Origin of the sequence: Nocardia sp. CS682 (genome assembly GCF_004634405.1) — a bacterium.
Lineage (GTDB): Bacteria > Actinomycetota > Actinomycetes > Mycobacteriales > Mycobacteriaceae > Nocardia > Nocardia ninae.
The window spans coordinates 1,063,587-1,083,413 of record NZ_CP029710.1; the positions used below are offsets into that span (position 1 = coordinate 1,063,587).

The 19,827-nt window shown below is 65.2% G+C and carries 19 protein-coding genes; 11 read left to right on the plus strand and 8 right to left on the minus strand.

The features are described 5' to 3' along the window. The first annotated feature begins 3 nt into the window (after positions 1-3). Positions 4-483: a thioesterase family protein gene (locus tag DMB37_RS04395; RefSeq protein WP_135231587.1), complete on the plus strand. Its 480-nt coding sequence runs from the start codon at positions 4-6 to the stop codon at positions 481-483. Positions 484-495: 12 nt separating this feature from the next. Here DMB37_RS04395 and DMB37_RS04400 read toward each other — a convergent pair whose 3' ends face one another. The 6 genes from DMB37_RS04400 to DMB37_RS04425 all read right to left on the minus strand — a co-directional run bounded on the left by DMB37_RS04400 (position 496) and on the right by DMB37_RS04425 (position 6,556). Beyond that, a complete protein-coding gene (locus tag DMB37_RS04400; RefSeq protein ID WP_135231588.1) occupies positions 496-1,194 on the minus strand; it encodes a winged helix-turn-helix transcriptional regulator in 699 nt (232 codons plus the stop codon). Between the two features lie 376 nt (positions 1,195-1,570). Then, entirely contained in the window at positions 1,571-2,485 is a 915-nt protein-coding gene (locus DMB37_RS04405) for a homocysteine S-methyltransferase family protein (RefSeq protein WP_135231589.1), read from the minus strand. Beyond that, complete coding sequence (locus DMB37_RS04410) at positions 2,482-3,612, minus strand: PLP-dependent aspartate aminotransferase family protein (RefSeq protein ID WP_135231590.1); 1,131 nt, start codon at positions 3,610-3,612, stop codon at positions 2,482-2,484. The genes DMB37_RS04405 and DMB37_RS04410 overlap by 4 nt, the downstream gene beginning before the upstream one ends. A gap of 5 nt (positions 3,613-3,617) precedes the next feature. After that, the gene (locus DMB37_RS04415; protein WP_135231591.1) at positions 3,618-4,490 is read right to left on the minus strand and encodes a class I SAM-dependent methyltransferase; all 873 of its coding nucleotides are present in this window, start codon (positions 4,488-4,490) and stop codon (positions 3,618-3,620) included. 15 nt (positions 4,491-4,505) lie between these two features. After that, entirely contained in the window at positions 4,506-5,825 is a 1,320-nt protein-coding gene (locus tag DMB37_RS04420) for an aminotransferase class V-fold PLP-dependent enzyme (RefSeq protein WP_135231592.1), read from the minus strand. A gap of 32 nt (positions 5,826-5,857) precedes the next feature. Continuing rightward, on the minus strand, positions 5,858-6,556 hold the full coding sequence (locus tag DMB37_RS04425; protein ID WP_240772240.1) for a crotonobetainyl-CoA--carnitine CoA-transferase: 699 nt from the start codon (positions 6,554-6,556) through the stop codon (positions 5,858-5,860). Between the two features lie 66 nt (positions 6,557-6,622). Here DMB37_RS04425 and DMB37_RS04430 point away from each other — a divergent pair, with 66 nt between their 5' ends. Then, entirely contained in the window at positions 6,623-7,276 is a 654-nt protein-coding gene (locus DMB37_RS04430) for a PQQ-binding-like beta-propeller repeat protein (protein WP_135231594.1), read from the plus strand. Here the strand turns inward: DMB37_RS04430 and DMB37_RS04435 are convergent. Then, positions 7,263-8,561 (minus strand): AarF/ABC1/UbiB kinase family protein, encoded by a 1,299-nt coding sequence (locus DMB37_RS04435; RefSeq protein ID WP_135231595.1) that lies wholly within the window; start codon positions 8,559-8,561, stop codon positions 7,263-7,265. The genes DMB37_RS04430 and DMB37_RS04435 overlap by 14 nt on opposite strands. A 4-nt stretch (positions 8,562-8,565) precedes the next feature. Next, positions 8,566-9,615 (minus strand): adenosine deaminase, encoded by a 1,050-nt coding sequence (gene add / locus DMB37_RS04440; RefSeq protein ID WP_135231596.1) that lies wholly within the window; start codon positions 9,613-9,615, stop codon positions 8,566-8,568. A gap of 368 nt (positions 9,616-9,983) precedes the next feature. Between add and DMB37_RS04445 the strand changes: the two genes are divergently transcribed. The 9 genes from DMB37_RS04445 to DMB37_RS04485 all read left to right on the plus strand — a co-directional run bounded on the left by DMB37_RS04445 (position 9,984) and on the right by DMB37_RS04485 (position 19,792). After that, entirely contained in the window at positions 9,984-11,312 is a 1,329-nt protein-coding gene (locus DMB37_RS04445; protein WP_135231597.1) for an aminotransferase class V-fold PLP-dependent enzyme, read from the plus strand. Continuing rightward, complete coding sequence (locus DMB37_RS04450) at positions 11,309-13,039, plus strand: ABC transporter substrate-binding protein (RefSeq protein WP_135231598.1); 1,731 nt, start codon at positions 11,309-11,311, stop codon at positions 13,037-13,039. Before DMB37_RS04445 ends, DMB37_RS04450 begins: the two co-directional genes overlap by 4 nt. Positions 13,040-13,051: 12 nt before the next feature. Further along, positions 13,052-14,677: a sensor histidine kinase gene (locus DMB37_RS04455; RefSeq protein ID WP_135231599.1), complete on the plus strand. Its 1,626-nt coding sequence runs from the start codon at positions 13,052-13,054 to the stop codon at positions 14,675-14,677. Then, entirely contained in the window at positions 14,678-15,367 is a 690-nt protein-coding gene (locus DMB37_RS04460) for a response regulator (RefSeq protein ID WP_135231600.1), read from the plus strand. Next, complete coding sequence (locus tag DMB37_RS04465; RefSeq protein WP_135231601.1) at positions 15,357-15,731, plus strand: hypothetical protein; 375 nt, start codon at positions 15,357-15,359, stop codon at positions 15,729-15,731. Before DMB37_RS04460 ends, DMB37_RS04465 begins: the two co-directional genes overlap by 11 nt. A gap of 335 nt (positions 15,732-16,066) precedes the next feature. After that, on the plus strand, positions 16,067-16,600 hold the full coding sequence (locus DMB37_RS04470; protein ID WP_135231602.1) for an EF-hand domain-containing protein: 534 nt from the start codon (positions 16,067-16,069) through the stop codon (positions 16,598-16,600). 307 nt (positions 16,601-16,907) lie between these two features. After that, complete coding sequence (locus tag DMB37_RS04475; protein ID WP_135231603.1) at positions 16,908-17,345, plus strand: SRPBCC domain-containing protein; 438 nt, start codon at positions 16,908-16,910, stop codon at positions 17,343-17,345. 325 nt (positions 17,346-17,670) lie between these two features. Next, positions 17,671-18,495: a cyclopropane-fatty-acyl-phospholipid synthase family protein gene (locus DMB37_RS04480; protein ID WP_135231604.1), complete on the plus strand. Its 825-nt coding sequence runs from the start codon at positions 17,671-17,673 to the stop codon at positions 18,493-18,495. A gap of 40 nt (positions 18,496-18,535) precedes the next feature. Next, positions 18,536-19,792, plus strand: coding sequence for an MFS transporter (locus DMB37_RS04485; RefSeq protein WP_135231605.1), 1,257 nt, complete (start codon positions 18,536-18,538; stop codon positions 19,790-19,792). The last annotated feature ends 35 nt before the right edge of the window (positions 19,793-19,827 follow it).

Consider the following 19,827-nt stretch of genomic DNA (forward strand, 5'->3'; position numbering starts at 1 on the left):
TACGTGCGCTCTTACGAGATTTCCCACATCGTCGGCTTCGAGGAAACCAACCTGGTCGGCAACGTCTATTTCGTGAACTACTTCCGCTGGCAGGGCCGCTGCCGGGAGATGTTCCTGGTGGAGCACGCGCCCGATGTGCTCGACGAAATCAACCGGGACCTCAAGCTTTTCACCATCAAGTGCGAGTGTGAGTACTTCGCCGAACTGACCGCGTTCCAACGCCTCACCATTCGGATGACCCTGGTCGACCTCACCCAGACCCAGATCGAATTCGCCTTCGCCTACCTCGACGTCGACGACCGGACGGGGACCGAACACCTGGTGGCCCGTGGTCGGCAGCGAGTGGCCTGTATGCGCGGCAACGGAACTCGGGTCGAGCCGACCCGGGTACCCGAGAGTCTGCGGCGCGCACTCGAGCCCTACGCCGAACCCCACCACCTGGGCAACGACGCGCGTGTTCTCGCCGGGCGTCGCGCCGACTGAGCCATGGTCGAATCAGCTGACGTCGGCGTGCGCCTCGGCGGCTGCCTGCGTCGTCGACGTGAGCTCGAGGTCGAGCAGCCGGAGGCAGCGCGACAACGAGGTCGAATCACCGCTGACCGTCAGGTTGCCCGACAGCATCGCGTCGAGGATGCCGAGCTGCTCGGTGCCGATCCGGATGAACGTCTCCGGGTCGGCGGTGACAACGAGGGCCGGGTCATCCGGAGATCCGTCGACCACGCGAGCGGTGCCGTTCTCACACAGCACATGGAACACTTCGTCGCCGATCCGGAACTCGTACGACTCGTCGACCTCGGGCGGCGGACCGACGGTGATCATCGCCTCCAGCGCCAAGCGTCCCCACTCGGAACGGACGAGTCCGTCCTGCTCGTAGGAGGAGATGTGCGACAAACCCCACGACGCCAACCCGATGATCACCGGTCGGAGCGCTTCACCGCTGGCCGTGAGTCGATATTGGACGCCACGGCCGTCACCGGATACGGACTCACGCTGGATTACTCCGTGTTCGGTGAGCATCTGCAACCGCGCCGCAAGCAAGTTCGGTCCGATGCCGACCAGCGTCTCTTCGAGTAGCTGGTTGTATCGCTTCGGACCGGTCATGAGATCGCGGATGATCAGCAGGGTCCAGCGCTCACCGACGAGGTCGAGCGCAGCCGCGACTGCACACATCTGCGCGTAGCGCTTCGTTCCCATGTGAGCACCTCGGATCTCGGGTCACTACAACTTACTAGTGACATTGATAGTACGTTAAATTTTCCCTTCGGTAGCTGCGGCCGACCTACCCGCCAGTCAGTACCTTCCGAGCTAACGGTGTGACACCGGTGACACAGGACCGGCCACAGCCTGCTGCACGGGAACTCATGCCATCCGGAAATAACACCTCGACGCTGGGGGCCGAGGGGAAGCAGCCGATGCGGCCGGAGCCTGTCCGAGCCGCTCTGCCCCGGCCGCCGGCATGCCGATCCACCGTCGCCCGACAGCCCGCAGCACATCTCGGCGGTAAGAATATCTTAATATATAGTAATCTGCGCTACGCCACGCGGCGAACAACTATGCATCCGGCCCAATCTCACGTCGTGACAGCCGTACTCAACAACCGTTTCGCTGCCGCCAGGTGGTCGGGAGAGGTGCCGCAGCACCCGCCGATGATGTCCAGGCCGTAGTCGGCGCACCACCGCGCGATCAGTTCCGCGAACTCGTCGGGGGCAAACCCCGACGGCACGGCGCGATCGACGTGTTCGTAGGCCGGTAGGCCGGTCCGGTCCTCGATATTCGGATAGGCGCCGATCAGCCCCGACCGGCCGCGGCACAGCGCCTTCAGCGCAACTTCCGTTCCGTGCGGCGAGGTGCAGTTGACGAGAACGGCCTCGGCACCGTCGCGCGACACCGCGTGTACCGCACCGGTCAGCGGCTCCCCGGACAGCAGCGTCGCATCATCGGCGCAGACGAACGACACCCAGGCCCGCCCGCCCGCGGAAAGCACCTGCGCCAGCGCGATCCTGGCTTCTCGAATGGTATTCATCGTCTCGATCAGGAACAGGTCCACACCGGCCCGCGAAAGCTCGCGCACCAGCCAGCCGTGCTCGGCGCGCAGTTCCTCGTCGGGCGGCACCAGATCCGGTCGATAACAGTCTTCGACGGGTCCGATCGAGCCGGCGATCGGCACATCGAGCACACCGGCCTGTTTCCGGGCGGCCTGGGCCACCCCCACGGCGGCATGCACGATCCACGCCCGGCCCGCGTCATCGAGCCTGGTCCGACTCAGGGCACGCAGGTTTGCCCGGAAGGTGTTCGCCGTGATGACCTGGGCGCCTGCCGCGAGATACGCCTCGTGCACCGACTGCAGCACCCGCCGGTTGGCGTCCGTGAGCAGGGCCGCGGACGTCCACCACGGCGGGCGCACCGGCAACCCCGCGCGTTGTAGCTCACTCGCGTTACCACCGTCGAGCAGCCGGACTCCTTGGGCAGCAGCAGAATTCGTCATGAGTCACCTTCCAGCGCAGTCGTCAGATCTTCGAGCAGATCGGCCGGATCCTCGATCCCGATCGAAAGCCGGATCAGGTCGTCGGTGATGCCGGCCGCGTGCCGGACCGCACGCGGTATCGGCCGGTGCGTCATCAGAGCCGGGCACTCGATCAGCGATCGCACGCCGCCGAGGCTCACCGCGCAGGCGAACAGCTGCGTTCGCGCCATCAGCTTCTCGGGATCGCCGCGGTAGCGGAAACTGATGATCGAGCCCGGTCCCGACATCTGCCGGCCGGCCAGGCGATGCTGGGGATGCGACGGCAGACCTGGGTAGCAGACCTCGGTAACCGCAGGACGTTCGCACAACTCCTCGGCGATCGAGCGTGCGGTTGCGGTCTGGCGAGCCACGCGCAAGGACAGTGTTTTCACGCCCCGATGCACCAGGTAGCAGTCCAGGCCGCCGGGTACGCCACCGGTCACCGTCCGATGTTCGACGAAACCGGCATGCGACGCCTCGTCGTCGCACACCAGCGCACCACCGAGCACGTCGGCGTGGCCCGCAATGAATTTGGTTGTGCTGTAAAGGCTTACATCCGCGCCCAGCGCCAGGGGGCGTTGCAGCGCCGGGCTCGCGAACGTGTTGTCGACGACCACCACTGCACCCCGGGCATGGGCCAATCGGCTGACCTCGGCCACATCCGTGATTTTCAGCAACGGGTTGCTCGGCGTTTCCACCCACACCATCGCGGTGTCGGTTGCCAGCGCACGCCGAGCCTCGGCCGGGTCGGTCAGATCCGCGTAGTCGACCTGAATTCCGAAGCGACCCAAGGTCGCGAACAACGCGTAGGTACCGCCGTACACGTCATCGGAGGAGACCACTCGCTGCCCGGGCGTCAGGACGGACAACATCGTGGTCGCGGCCGCCTGCCCCGAGGAGAAGGCAACGCAGAATCGCGCGTCCTCCAGCGAAGCCAGGCATTCTTCCAACGCTTCTCTGGTCGGATTCTCGCCACGGGAGTAGAAGAGGCGCAACGGTTCCTGCGCGAAGCGGTCGTAGGTGGTGGCGACGTGGATCGGCGGCACGACGTCACCGGTGCCGGGCGACGGCCGCTGCCCGCTGTGCACGAGCCTGGTGTCGAAGCGCATGGCGATCAGCCGATCGGCGCGACGGCCCGCAGCAGCAAGGCCTTGCTCGGCAGGGCAACCTCGCCACCGGACATGCGATAGGGCTCGACGGCCTTGCCCACTGCCGCCCAGGTATCCGGATCGTCGGCGCTGCCGAACTTCTCCCGCAGCATGGTCTTCAGGCCGGGCGGAACGACCACCTTGTTGAATTCGATGAAGCGCTCCGGGGATTCGAGCACGAACGGCACCCGGAACGAGGTCACCTCGACCTCGCGGAAACCGGCCTTGGTCAACTCGGCGCCGACCTCCGCCGGGTCGCCCATGCTGAACGGCCCCGGCGCCCCCGGTGGCGGGGGTGGTAGTTCGAGCCGGCCTGCGATCACCTGGAAGCCGAGGGACATCATCGGCGCCGCCGACCCTGGAGTGGCCCATACGGCGGCGGCGAGCGTGCCGCCGGGCACCAGCACCCGCGCCAGCGTCCGGAACATCTCGACGTGATCGACCGCGAACATCAAGCCCCATCGGCTGAGCACGACGTCGAACGACGCGGCGGGGAAGTACAGCGATTCGACGTCACCGACCGCGAATTCGACGTTGTCCACCCCGCGGGCCCGATCCCGGGCCTGGGAGATCATGTCCGGGGCGAGGTCGATCCCGGTGACCGCGCCGGTCGCGCCGACGACGGCGGCGGCGGACAGCGCCGGTTCCCCGGTGCCGGTGCCGACGTCGAGCACCCGATGACCCGGCCGCACGCCGGCGAGTTCGAGCAACCGTGCGGTCACCGGTGCGCCGCCTGTTTCGAAGTCATCCGAGCAGGACACCCAGCCTGCGCTGATCGCATTCCAGGTGGCGCGTTGGGTCCGTTTGAAGCTCACCGGATCGAATTCGGCAGTCGTCATGACGCACCTGTCCCGTCAATGCTGGTTCTGGGTGGACGGATCGGTCGCCAGAAACCGTTCGGTGGGATGCTCCGCAGTCCAGAAACCGGGCTGCACGGTTGTGAGTGCGCGCCGGACCAGATCGATCTCGGCTTCGGTGTTGTACACCGCGAACGACAGGCGAACCGTGCCGACTTCGCCGAAGGTGTCGATGAAGACGTTGGCACAGTGCACCCCGCTGCGCACCGCGACACCGTGCCGATCCAGGTGGCCGCCGACGTCGTAGGGGTGGATGCCGTCGACGACGAACGAGACGATCCCGCTCGGCTGGGCCGCCGGGTCACCGAGAATACGAACTCGCGGAATGCTTTCCAGCGCTTCGATAGCGGTGTACACCAGAAGGTCGTCGTGGCGCTGGATGGCGTCCCACCCGAGATTCTCGACATAATCGAACGCCGCGGCCAGTCCGATTGCTCCGGCGATGTGCGGCGTGCCCGCTTCGAGCCGGGCTGGCACCGGAACGTAGGCGACGGGCTCGTCGAGGGTCACGCCTTTCACGGTGCCGCCACCCACTTGATACGGCGCGAGCCGGGACAGCAACTCTCGCTTGCCGTACAGCACGCCGATGCCCATCGGACCGTAGATCTTGTGGCCGGAGAAGCAGTAGAAGTCGGCGTCGAGGGCGCGGACGTCCACCGGCCGGTGCGGTACCGCCTGGGCGCCGTCGACCAGCACCGGAATTCCATGCCGATGCGCCGCGCCGATCATTTCCCGGACCGGGTTGACCGTGCCGAGCACGTTGGACACGTGCGCGACGGCGGCGAGCCGCACCCGAGGTCCGAGCGCTGCGGCGAACCGGTCGATCGCTACTCGCCCGTCGGCGCCGACCGGAACGACGACGAGCTCGGCGCCGGTGGTCTCGCACAGCCGCCGCCACGGCAGCATGTTGGAGTTGTGCTCCATCCCGGTGACGACGACCTGGTCGCCGGCTGCCACGGCGGAGCGACCGAAGGTATCGGCGAGGAGGTTGACGGCCGCGGTCGTGCCGGGGGTGAAAACCACTTCGTCGGCGTGCTCGGCGTTGATCGCGCGTCGGATGTTGTCGCGTGCCGCTTCATACGCGTCGGTGGCCGCCATGCTGAGTTGGTAGTAGCCCCTGCCGATATTGCTGTTGACGTCGCAGTAGTAATTCACGAGCGCGTCGAGCACGGCGCGCGGCTTCTGCGAGGTGGCCGCATTGTCGAGGTACACCAACGGATTCGGGCCGAAGCGCCGCCCCAGGATGGGAAAGTCCTGCCGGACCGACTCCCCCAGTGTCGAAGTGCTGATCTTCCCGTTACTCACCAGATCAGTCATAAGATCACCATATCTAAATGAAGTTAATTTGCCTAGAGTTTGAACAGTTTCCGGAACTCGGCGAGATAGTGACCGGGGAACTCGAACACCTTCTGGGGCGGGTAGCGGCGCTGGTGCGCGCACGGGCCGAAGAAGAACCAGCAGATCTGGGCGATCTGCTCGGTGAACAGCACCGGATGAACGTCCGCGGAGTACATCCCCATGTGACAGAACGCGGCTCCGAACTCGCCGCGCGCGGAGAATCCGCGCCCGGACAGCACATGCCCGAAGACGTCGTGCACGACCCGGAACACGTCGTTGTGGCTGAACTCGACGCCGTCGACCACGATGCCGGACGGTTCCAGCATCGGGTGAAACTCCTTGTCGGGCACCGGTCCGTGGCCGGAGCTCGTCAGATATACATACAGCTCACCGTATTTCCGAACGGACGCGCGCAGCTCGGCCGAGCGCCGGTAGGGCTGCCCCGCGGCCAGCCAGGGTCGCACCACGATCCCCGCATCGACAACCAGCCGGTACTGCTGCAGGTTCTCCCGCTTGAACCGGTCGTAGCGCTGCGCAAGGGCAGTGTCGTAGGCCAGCCGAGGGGCTTGCTCGAAATACGCGGCCACCCGGCGGCAGTAGTCCTCGTCCCAGTCGAGCGTGCTTGTTGCCGATGCGGCGATCCGGTATCCGCCCGAAGGCCGGTGGCGATCGACGTACGCCTGCGCAAGATCGGCCAGATCGGCTTCCATCAGCATCACCTCTAGTTCACAATATATTCTTGAAGTTAGATCGCCGCCAGGTCGGGAGAGGCCGAGATGACCTACTGCGAATCCGCACCCATCGCCAAGACGCTGCCCGCGCCCACCGCCTACCTGTGCGGGCTCACCTGGGACGGCTCGATGCTGTGGCATTCGGACCAGGACGCGGGGACGATCTTCGCCATCGACCCGTCCGACGGGACGGTCACTCGCTCATGGCGCTGCGCCCGCGTCCGTGCCGACCTCGCCTACGACGGCACGCGGCTGGTCCAGGTCGGCGGGCGCCCCAAACGGCTGCTGCTCATCGACCCGAAAACCGGGAAATCCGAGGGCGAGAAGGCGGTGCTGCCCGCTAGTGGCAGGCTGACCGGGATCGAATTCGGCCCGGAGGGGCTATGGATGTGCCTGCGCGGCCCGACCGTGGTGCAGCTGCGGAACTACGCGACCATGGAGATCGAACGCGAATACCCGGTGGGCGGCGAGTCCCCCTCGGGCCTCACCTACGTCGATGGCGTGGTGCTGCACGGCGACTTCGGCGATTCGATGGTGCGAGCGCTGGACGCGCAGACCGGTGCGGAGGTCGGCTCGTTCCGCGTCCCCGGCCACCCGACCGGCATGACCTGGGACGGCCGCCACCTCTGGTACTGCGACTTCCCCGCCCGCGCGCTTCGCGCCGTCGAACTCGACTCGGTGCTGGTCAACCGAGGGTAGGACGGCCGCCGTCGGTACCGAACAGGCCGCGCATGAGCTGCGGCTTGGCCGCCTCCTGGAAATCCATGTTCGGATCGAGTTCCCGGATGGTCCCCTCGATCACCAGCAACGACAACAGCGGGAAGATCAGCTCGGGTGCGGCGTGAATGCCGAAGCGGCGCTGCAGGTCGAAAATCTCCATGGCGAAGGCGATCAGGCTGAACTCACTGGCGGGCTGGCCGTGGCTGCGCTCGACGAGATCCGCCATCCGCACCGTGAACCCGTCGAGATCGGCGTCCTCGGCGACCCTGGCCGCGCTCCGGATGACGATCTCGGCGGCATGGCGCCCGCGTCCGATCGCCATGTTCATGAAGAATTCGGCGAACAGGCGGCGTAGCCGGTCGGAGAGCTGGACGCTGAAACCCGCGTCCAGGACCACGACCTGGGCGCCGCGCGTGAAGTAGAGATTGCCGGGATGCATGTCGCAGTGCACGAATCCGTCTACGAACAGCATTTGATACATCGCCGCCATCCCGGACGCCGCGAAGCGCCGACGGGTGACCGGCGAACACTGATCGGCCGTGCCCACCGCCAGATCAGGGATGAACTCCATCACGATGCACCGCGGCCGACAAGCCTCCGGGTAGACCTTCGGCACCCAGACCCGCGGCACCTCGGAGAGGTTCTTTCGCAACCGCCGCAGATTGTCGGCCTCCCGTTCGAAGTCGAGCTGCCCGAGGATCGCGCCCGCCATATTCGCGACGACCTCCTCGACCGGAACGCCGCGAAAAACCGGCAGCCGCGCGACGAATGCCGACCCGCCCCGGATCAGCGCGAGATCCTCGGACATGGTCCGTTCGATACCGGGCCTGCGCAGTTTGACCGCGACATCCGGCCCCGAGCGCAACCGCGCCCGATACACCGACGCCACACTGCCGGACGCGACCGGCCGCGGATCGACCGAGGCGAACACGTCATCCACCTCGGTGCCGTACGCCTCGGCCAACGCGACCGCGGTCTGCGCCGCATTCAGTGGCGCGACCGAATCCTGCAAGAGCGACAGTTCGTCACACAGCGCAGGCGGCAGCAGATCGCGGCGGGTACCGAGTACCTGTCCCGCCTTGACGAAGGTCGGTCCGAGCAGCATCAACAGCGCGACCAGCCGATGATAGATATGCCGCCGACCAGCTGCGGGGCCGTGGCGCAACCGGCGAATCGAACCACCGACCAGCGCCGGGACGCCTACCGCGACGACGGTGCCGGTGACGCGCACCGCCCGCAGCGTGAGCGCGAATCGTGCTCGCATGGTCTCATCCCCCTGTTCTCTGCGGTCGATCGAACCGCTGGCGCGCGTGCGCGAGGTCACGGCGAATCTCCCTGGCCACCGGTGCCGGACAGAAGGCCGCATCGATCCCCGCGGACACCGAATCGACAAGCGTGGCAACGGAAATGCCGAGCCGGTCGTGGCACAGCTGGTATTCGCGGGTCAGCGTGGTACCGAACATCGCGGGATCGTCGGAGCCGAGCGTGATCGGGACACCGGCGGCGAGTAACGCGGGCAGCGGATGCGCGTCGAACGCGCGCACCGCACCGGTGCGGACGTTCGACGATGGGCAGACCTCGAGGGTGATACTCCGATCCGCCAGGTAGGCGAGCACCCCGGGTTCGGTCACCGCCCGAATACCGTGCCCGATCCGCACCGCGCCCAGATCGCGGGCGGCAGACAAGATTTCACCGGCATCGGAGGTCTCCCCCGCATGCGGAACGGCGTGCAGCCCATGGGCCCTTGCCTTTTCGAACGCGGTGCGGAACAGCCGGCGCGGCGCACCGAGTTCCGGGCCGCCCAGTCCGAACCCGACCGCTCCGTCTGGCTGGTAGCGAAGAATCCAGTCCAGGGTGGCGAAGGCGCCGGCGATACCGTCGTCGGCCGACACATCGAAGATCCAATTCAAGTGGATGCGATGGCGTTCGGCAACGAGACGACGACCGATCGACAGCGCCTCAGCGAGTTCGGCGGCGGCGATACCCCTCCGCAGATGCGACAGTGGCGTAACGGTCACCTCGGCATATCGCACGTTGTCCAGCGCCAGCTGGTCGCCGAGGCCGGTCACCAGCCGCACCATCGCAGGACCGCTGGTGACCAACCTGTTGACCGCGGTGTACACCTCGATGAAATGCGCGAAATCGGTGAAGCGGTAGTACCGGCGTAGCTCGGCCGGGTCGGCAGGCACCCCGACATCCGGTCGACCTGCGGCCAATTCGGCTATCGTGTCCACCGCCGCCGAACCCAACAGGTGCACATGCAATTCCACTTTCGGCAGCGCCGCGAGGAATGCCGCCACACCCTCGTCGCCGCTCATCGCGGCACCACTGTGCCGGCGCTCGGCTCCGCCAGGCATCGAGCTGACGGCGCGCCACGAGGCCGACTTCGGCTCCGGAAGCCCTCCACGAGATCAACCATAGCTTTTTGAAGCAACCTAGGCGAGGCCAAGTGAACAGTCTTCCCGTTCGGGCACAAACGGAGCCCACATGGGCGCGGGTGGCTTCCAGAGGCCATGGTCCGCAAAAGCCAAGAGCGGCAAATTCTAGAGAAAACTTATGTAACATATAGCTAGTTGAACGTCGGACACGCGCGGAGGCGATGGCCAGCCGAAGGTCGGCCGACCGGGCGGACCGGCGACGGAGGTGAACGGCTCAACCTGCCGAGCCCATCGTGGAAGAGGTTCCCATGAACGGCGCCGTCGATCCCATCCCAGCGCACGGAGCAGCGACGATGATCGCCGAGCGCTCGCCGAACCTGCGCACCGCGGAGTGGTCCGAGATCCGCGGGCTGTTCGCGCTGGACCCCGGCGCCATCCACCTCAACACCGGCACCGTCGGCGCAATGCCGCACGCCGTGCTCGAGACGGTGGACCGGGTGACCAGGCAGTGGGCCGGCGGTCTCGGCGATGTCTATCCGCCGGGCATGTACCCGGACCACCGAGCCACCATCGCCAAGGCCTACGGGGTCGATCCGGACGAGATGGTGATCACCCACAATGCGACCGAGGGCGTCGCGCGGGTCATCCACGGCCTGGATCTGCACGCCGGCGACGAGGTCCTCACCACCACGCACGAGTGCTACTCCGTGCTGTCCAATTTCAACCTGCTACGCAACCGTTTCGGCATCAAGCTCACCACGATCACCCTCCCCACCGGGTACGACGTGCACGCCGAGCAGATCATCGAGCTGTTCGAGGCGGCGATCACCCCGCGCACGAAAGTGCTTGCCTTCGCGGGGATCACGCTGTTCACCGGCACCAAACTGCCGATGCGCGCACTGTGCGAACTCGCGCACCGGCACGGCCTGATCACGGTGATCGACGGCGCGCTGCTACCCGGCATGCTCGATCTCGACATGCGGGCGATCGGCGCGGATTTCATCTCCTGCTCCGGGTCCAAGTTCCAGTGCGGCCCACTGGGCACCGGATTGCTATACGTGCGCAACAAGATTCATCCGGAACACAATCCGCTGCCACTGCCCACATTCTGGCCGATCATCTCCACCTGGTACCCGATGAAGGGCAGCCCGCCGCCCCGGACACGAACCTCGATCGAGAGCGACAACATCGCCGACTACGTGCAGAGCGCGGGCAGTGCCAGCATCGCCCGCGGGGCCGCGCTCGCCACGGCCTGCGAGATGTGGGACGAGATCGGCCGGGATCGGATCGAGCGAAGGATCATGCTGCTCGCCGACTACGCGCGCGACCTCGTCGCTGAGCGTTTCGGACGGGATTCGATGTACTCCCCCGGTGCGGATCCCACACTGCAGTCGCCGTTGATCGCCTTTCATCCGTTCCGCGGGCCGGAAGACGCGTGGAATGTCAAAAAGGTGCACGAGTACACCATGCGGCTGCAGCGCGAGTACCGGCTCTTCACCAGGTGGACCGAGTTCGACGTCACCGGATCGCCACACCAGCACTACGCGTCACGCATCACGACCCACATCTTCAACGACCACGACGAGATCGCGAATGCCGTTGACATCATGGCCCGGCTCGCCGCAGAGATGTCATGACCGATCCGACGATCCTGCGCCTGTACGGGCCCGGTGTGCTCGACCAATTGGATCCGGTGTGCTGCCCGAGGTTTCCGATCGACCGGGTCGTGCGGTTGTTCGCCCGGCAGCTGTTCACCTATCGAACGCAGTCCGACCTGCGCAATTGGCAGACCGTGGCACCGACACCCGATCTGGCGACCGCGGTTCCATCCATGTACAACGCCGGAACTGGTGCGAGCCATACGAGCTATGTGGTCCATCTGCGTCCCGGCGTGTACTGGGACAGCGACCCCGAGCGTCCGGTCACCACCCAAGACGTGGTGCGCGGCTTCAAGCGGATGGGTAATCCACTGCGCCGCAGTGGGTTGCTGTCCTGTTTCACCGACACCATCAGGGGAATGGCACAGTTCTGTGACGACTATGCCGCCGCGTTCGCCGGTGCCGTGCCGACCGGGCCCGAATTGGCCGAATACCAGAACTCCCATGACATTCCGGGCCTGCTGGTGCTCGACGACGAGACAATAGTCTTCGAATTGGTACGGCCCGCATTGGATTTCATCAACATGCTGGCGTTGCCCTGCGCATCACCCGCGCCGGTCGAGTACGACCTGTTCGTGCCGGGCAGCGTCGAGCTGTGCCGCAACATAAGGTCGAACGGCCCGTACCGGCCCACCGATTTCACCCCCGGCCGGGAACTACGCCTGGCCCGAAACCCGGTGTGGCGCGCGGAGACCGACCTCGTGCGGCGTCAGCACGTCGAAGGCGTCGAAGTCATCTCCGAACAGGTCACCGCCGACGAGGTGGCGCACCGAATCCGAACGGACCGTGCGGATCTGGCGTGGGGCGCCCGAATCGCCGATCCGGCAACGCCGGTCGAACACCATCTCGGCTTCGCGCTCGACCCCTACCTGGTGTTCAACACCCGCAGCCCCAACGCCGCGGGCGCATTGCGGAAGGTACCGGTGCGCCAGGCGATCGCCCACGCGATCGACAAGGCCGCCATCGCGGTGGAGATCGCCGTGCTGGGCGACGATCCGATCATCCGCATCGCAGGCTCGGTCGTCCCGCCGAACAACGACGGCCACCAGGACCTCCACCCCTACTCGACGCCGGACTATCGCGGCGACCCTGCCACCTGCGCGGCAATGCTGGCCGCCGCGGGCCACCCGGGCGAGCTGCGGATCACCGCGATCCATCCGGCGACCGAGCGCGCCCGCCTGGTCGCCCATCTATACGCCGCCGACCTGGCCGAGGCCGGAATCACCGTCGAGCCAGTCGAATTCGGCGCATCGGAGTATCTGGATCTCCTGGCCGACCCGGCACGGGCGGAGTCCGGCGAATGGGATATCGCGCTCGCCTCGTGGTCACCGGCCTGGCTGTACAACAACGGTCGCGTCTTCCTGCAACCGCTGCTGCAATCCGGCTCCCCCGCGAACTTCGGCCGCTACCGCAATCCCGAAGTGGACGCGCTGATCGAACGGGCACTCGCCGCAGCGGACCGCGAATCGGCCGATGCCGCGTGGCGTACGACCGAACGCGTCGCATTGGCCGACGCCCCGATCGTGCCGCTGCTGTTCCAGGTCCCCACCACCCGGGAATGGGGTGGCCGCCGCGTTCGCGCCGCCGCCATGCTGCCCGCACACGGTCTCACGGTCGACCTGACCACCGTGCGGCTCGACCCGCCCCCGACGGAGCTGACCGTCCCACCGACCGGCAGAGCGGACGCCGTCGAAAAGTGGATGTGAAGGACAGAAGAAGTGGATGAGCACGACGCGCGTCTCCTCACCGCGATGGCGGCCGACCCCTCGGTATCCATGTGGGCGGCGGCGGGTCCGGAAGCCAACTACGCCATCAGGCTGTGGACTCGTGGTGCCGAGCGACTGTACGGCTATTCAGGTGACGAAGCCATCGGCGAGAGCTATGTCAACCTGTTGACGAACAAACTCGAACGCGACCAGGCAATAGCAGATCACGACAACATTGTACGAACCGGCACGGTGGTTCGGAACCTGGTAGACGATGTCGTACTCTCCGGCTCACAGCGATTGCTACTCACGATTCGTTTTCCACTCTTCGACAAGTCCACGAATTCACATCTCCTTGCCGAGACCGGCATCGAGGTAACCGACGTTTCCCTAGAGGACGCGGTGTGGCTCACCAAAACCCGCGAAGAAGCGATCCATATCAGCGAAAGCGCAGCGCGCGAGGATCTCTCGGAACAACTGCGCCGGCTGGTGGGCGCACTGACGTTGTCGGGTACCGGCGAGGACGAGCGCTCCGCTCTCGCCTTGGGCGTTGAGCTCGTTCGTCAAGCGATCAATGCGCAGGCCGAATCGAGTGTGTGGCTCGCAGGCCGGGGCGAGCAGTTCAGTGAGGTATTTCGTAGCACCGGCTGGCGAGTTCCGCCCGGCTTGGACATCGGCCGCGCGCTGGAGTGGTTCGGAGCGAGCACCAAGCCGATCCTGCATGATTCGAGGTCCCGCCCGCACCGACTGCTCAAGCAGCTTTTCGGCACCCACCAAGGGCCGCTCGACACGGTGGGCATGATTCCACTGCACGCCGAAGGCGTGTTCCTGGGACTGCATTTGATCCGGGTGCCTGCCCCGCATACGTTCACCCAACTCGAGCGCGACGCGCTACCCGTCCTGTCATCGGCCGTGCTGGCGAGCGCACGACTCGCAGCCGAAGTTCGCAGGCGGCGGGAGGAGGCCGCCGAGTCGAGGGCGGAGGCGACTCGACTACGACTCAACGGCGACTTCGCCCATCGAATACGCAAAGCAGTGGATCCGATTCTGCGTGACGTTCATGCGATACGCGAGGAGCTAGAGCTGCGCGGCGTGAAATTGGATGGCGAGCTCGAGCAGTGGATCGACGATATCACCGAAGGCTGCACCGAATTGGCCCGCGCGCCTGCCGAACTTCATCGCGCCCAGAAGGTGGCCCGCATCAGCGTGCGCGGCGTACTGACCGCACTGCGAAATCGGCTCGGACTGGAGTTTCCGGACAGCATCATCGAACTCGATCTCGATGACATAGCCGGCGTTCTCGTCCGTGGCGTCAAGGGTGATGTCACGGCACTGTTCGAGAATTTGCTCTACAACGCCATCGAAGCAATGGACTGCAAAGGGCGCGTGCAGGTGAGCGCGTCGGTATCCGGCAGGTCCGTCTCCATCGCCGTGTCGGATGAAGGCCCGGGTATCAAGCCCGAGGATGTCGCCGGTGTTTTCCAACTAGGGTTTTCGAAGAAAGGCGAAGGTCGTGGGCTCGGCTTGGCCCGAGCACGAGAAATTGTTACAGACCTTGGCGGCCAGATCACAGTCGACGTCGAACGCGCGCCCGGCGCCACTCTTCTGGTCGTTCTGCCTATTTGCAGGAGGGCGTAGATGGCGATCGTATTGTTACTCGAGGACAATCTCAAATTTGCTCGGGCGGTGCAGCGCGTACTCCGTGGTCATGAGGTACGCCACGTGACCAGGGTCGATGCGGCGATCGATGAACTTCAGCATCCCGAGGTGGACTGCGCACTGATCGATCTCAACCTCACGGATGAGGACGATTACTCCGGTTACGAAGTCTTGTCCTATATCCTTCGCAACCGGCCCGATTTACCACGCGCTGTCGTGACGGGCTCTCGCTTGAAAGGCGCGATCGCCAAGAATATCCTGCTCCGGTACGGCGTCGGCGACATTGTCATCAAAGGCGACGTCGACAGAGAGGGCTACGGAACCACCGATCTGATCGACACGGTGAGTGACCTGCTCGCCGGCTCTGATCGGCAACGTCGGGAAATGGCCCGAAACGAGGTCGCCTCCATTTCGCTCGCCGCGCAGACCGAATTGCGCCGTCGCATCAATGGACTACAGCAACTCTCGGAACAACTCCGTAGCGGTAGCGGCACCAAGCGCCGCGACCCCACGGCGAACAGCCGCACGGCATTGACCCGGCGAGCCGAGAAACTCATCGAACTGGAGGCGGCGGCGAAGGCCAGGTGCGACGTGGTTGCGCTGGGCGAGCTGGCGCGTGAAGTGGAATTGTTCGAGGCAGAATCGGCGAGGGTACTCGATGATTCGTAAGATCAGCACCAGCCTCGGCTCGGTCCACCCGGGCGCCTTCTACCTGGCCAGTGCCGTAGTGCTGTCATTGGCGGCGAATGCCTTCACCGAGGCCTACGGATCGGTTCCCGCTCCGCCGAATCAGCGATCGCTGCTGCTGTGCGCGCTCGCGGCATTCGTGTCGGCGGTGGCGTTGTCGACGTTGGGTTGGCGAATCGAAACCATCAGGTCGTTGGCCATCGAACGCGCCGCGGACGTAGGTTTACCGGCGCGACATCTCATCGGCGAAGCGACGAAGGCATTCTTCGTCGAAGTATTCGTGAAACTGACGATCGGAGTGGTGACGGCAGTGCTTTCGGTCGTCTTCATGCTTGCTCGATGGTAGGAAGACTCTCGCAAACACCCAGCGTTTATTCACCTTTCGCAGCAGCGGCCGGCCGCGCATCCACGTACCGACTTGTTCCAGCAGGCCTCCGGCGAGGTCGCTGCCGCAGCCTTGTGCCGGGCACACCTGCCTCCGCGCACCCTGGCGGCCACCGCCGACGGCCGCGTTCATTCCCTCGCGACGTTCGGACATGCTCGCGCTTCACATTCGATGACACAGCCGCCCGAACTAACTTCACTAAACTATAATTACCTCTTGAAGAGCCGCCGACCCGGCAGTAAAGTAGGGATAGTAGAGGTCCGCACACTGGCAGACTGGATGAGATAGGGAATCCCATGGTCACGAAAGCCCAGCAGCAGAAATTCGCGAAGCACTTCGAGCGCTACGATGCCGATAGAGACGGCAAGATCGATCAGTCGGATATCGACGCGTTGATCAACAGGTGGTGCGACGCATTCCACATTCCACCCGGCTCCGACAAATGGCGGAGCACCATCAAGCGAGCCAACCGACTGTGGCAGGACCTGCAGGGGCACGCGGATGCCAACGGCGACAAGGTAATCAACACCGAGGAATGGATCGCCGCGCACGAAGATCCCCGTTTCGTCGACGAGGTCGCGATTCCACTGGCTCAGCTCACCTTCGAACTCGGCGATGTCGACGGTGACGGCAACGTGTCATTGAGCGAGTGGATGACCTTGCAGTCGATCTCCGGTGTCAGCCAGGTCGACGCGTTGAAGATGTTTCAAGCGCTCGACGGCGACGGCGACGGATACATCACTACCGACGAGCACGACGCGGCGCTTCGTGAATTCTTCGGCAGCGATAACCTCCAAGCCGCAGGGGCTCAATTGGCAGGCCGTCTGTAAGAGGTCGCACCGGCCACGAGATCCGAGACCTGCACGGGGGTTGTCGTCCCGTCATGACGTCGGCCCCCGCGCAGCATGCTGTCTCCGTCGACATCACAAGGATACGAACAACCTGCTCGGTTCTCGCCCGTGCGAAGTCGGTCGGCATCGCAAAAGCCCTCCGACGCTAGGACATTGAGCACAGATCTGCCGTCGAGACCGATTCGACGTCGGCAGAGCACCGAACGCGCTACCTTAGGACTGCACTCCATCGCCACAGCGAACATTCTGCCGCACACAGTATTGCCGCCCGGAGAGGAGATTCCCGATGATCACAGCCGACAAGATCGAGCACGAGGTGGACATCAATGCACCCGTCGCACGGGTGTGGGAGCTGGTGACCGATCCGGGCTGGTGGGTCGGCGACGGTGACAGATCCGGCCAAAGCCGTAGGCGCGAAGGCGATTTCGAAGTGATCGAGGACCCGAAGTACGGCCGGTTCCCCGTCCGGGTCGATACGGTGCAGCCGCAGGACTACATCTCCTATCGGTGGGCGTCCGCGTTCCCCGGCGCGATGCCCGGCGACGGCAACTCCACACTGGTGGAGTTCCGGCTCGCCGAGCGCGACGGCGGTACCCGCGTGCGGGTGATCGAGAGCGGCTTTGCCGCACTGGCCCTGCCCGACGATGAGCGGGCGAAGCGGGCCGAGGAAAACAAGGGCGGCTGGAAAATGCAGTTGGACGTCCTCAAAGCCAACGCCGAGTAGCTTCGGACCGACCAGCGCCACGAGATTCGCAGGCCGCCTGCCCGTTTCCCGGCAGGCCGTGGTCGAGCAGCCGACTAGCCCTCGGGAATACGGACTCGTCCCGGGTCGCCACGCAGGCGTGAAGTGCGCTCTCAGTGCAGTCAGTGGTCCGCACGAATTCGCTCACGCGCTGCGGCAATCCACTGCTATAGATCACGACTAACTATAGATTACGGTAGTATTTAATCCGTAGGCACCACACGGCGGGCTGGGCCTCCTTCGCGGAGTCGACCGAACCCTGCGGCCTCAATCGAACAGCGGTCCGGCAAGAGACGCGGAGATCATCATGGCCGAGAAATCAAGCGACACAACCGATGAGGTCGGCGAGTACTACGACGGTGTCGGTGAACTGGTGCAGGTCGTCGGCGGCAACCTGCACCTCGGCTACTGGGACGACGACCAGGACGACACGCCATTCCTCGAGGCCATGACCAGGCTCACGCGGATGATCGCCGAACGACTACCCCTGCACCCCGGCCAGCATCTCCTCGATGTGGGTTGCGGCGTGGCCGAACCGGCCATTCAGCTGGCCGGGCGACTCGGCATATCGGTCACCGGCATCACAGTGAGCGGCTGGGAAGTCCAGGAAGCGACCGACAGTGTCGCGCGCGCAGGCCTGTCCGAAAAAATCGCCATCACCTGGGCCGACGCCGCCGCACTCCCCTTTCCGAACGACGAGTTCGACGCCGCCATCGCCTTCGATTCGGTGCCCAACTCGCCGGATAAAAACAAATGGCTCGGCGAGATATTTCGAGTGCTCCGGCCGGGCAGCCGCTTCATCTACTCGGAATACCCCTTGATCGCGGACGTGACGCCGGCCCAACGGGAAGTACTCCGGGCGAACACCGTGCCGGACCCGCCGACCAGCATGGGTGCGGCCGTGGCACCGGCCGTCGCGGCCGGATTCGAGGTGATCGAGGAACTCGATTGCAGCGCCAACGCGCGCCCATTCTATGACGCATTCTTGACCCGATTCGCAGCACAACGGGCCGACTTGGTCGCGGCCTACGGCAAAGACCGGATCCATAACTTCGAATCCGGCATCACGACAATGTTCGAACTCTGTCGCGAAAAGATCGGTTACTACCTCATCGTGTGCCGAAAGCCGTAAGGTCGTGGGCACAACTATATGAAAAGGAGTGTGATCGGGCGTGTCCGAGATCCGACGGCGGCTGCTCAAAGCGACTACGCAGGAAGATCACACCACCGGGGAACCCCGCACCTCCAAACGCCTACCGATCGGCGTGTACGTCCTCGGGGCCAGCGTATTCGCCCTGGGCACTTCGGAATTCATCGTGTCCGGGCTGGTCGATCAGATCGCCGGCTCACTCGGGGTCTCCGTGCCCCAGGTCGGCCAGCTCATCACGGCGTTCGCTCTCGGCATGCTGATCGGCGCCCCCTTGATGGCCGTCCTGACCCTCGGACGGGACCGCAAGACCGTGCTCCTGGTCGCCGTCACTGTCTTCTGCGTCGCTGATCTACTGACGGTGATCCCGGTCTTCGGTCTCATGTTCACCATGCGGTTGATCGCGGCCATGGCCTGCGCGACCGCGCTGACCGTGGCCCAGGTGATGGCCGTCGCGCTCGCCGGACCCGGGCGGATGCCGCAGGCGATCGCGGTGATCCTCGGCGGCATGACGCTGGCGAATGTGGCGGGCGTACCGCTCGGCAGCCTGGTCGGTGCGCTGTTCAGCTGGCAGGTCATCTTCGTGCTGATCGGCGTGATGAGCGCCATCGGCGCCGTACTCGTCGCATTGTTCGTACCCAGGTTGCCGCGCGACCACGGCCCCGAGGTCGGGCTGGGCACGCTGGTCGCCCGCGAACTGCGGTCACTGGTCCAGGTTCGGGTCTTCGTCGCCCTCGCCACCATCGTGCTGTTCGAGACGGCACTGTTCAGCGTGTACGCCTACGTCCAGCCGCTCCTCATCGAGGCCAGCGGGATCAGCGTGCACCAGGTGCCGATCGTGCTGTTCCTGTTCGGTATCGGGTTGTTCGTCGGCAACACCGTCGGTGGCCGGCTGGCACAGCTGAACGCCATGAAGAACGTCCTCGGCAGTCTGGTGGCGATGATCGTCATGCTGCTGGTGTTGCGGGCCGTCGTGCACCACGGGATCGCGGCGGCCGCCGCGATCACCATCCTCGGCGTGTGCGCGTTCTCGATGACCGCCGCGCTCAGCTCGCGCGTGATCGGTTTCGCGGTGGCGGCGCCGACCCTTGCCGTCGCAATTGTCATGTCCGCCTTCAATATCGGCAACGCGATCGGTCCGGCGATCGGCGGCGTCGTCATTTCTCGCGCGGCGATCGCCGATGTCATCTGGGTCGGCGTGATCATCGCGCTGCTCGCGCTGGCCACCGCACTCGTTTCCGTCGTTATCGAGCGCCGGCGGGCGTTCGCACCGGCTCCGTGAGCACAGCTCGGCGCCGGTGGCTGAAGCCGTCGGCG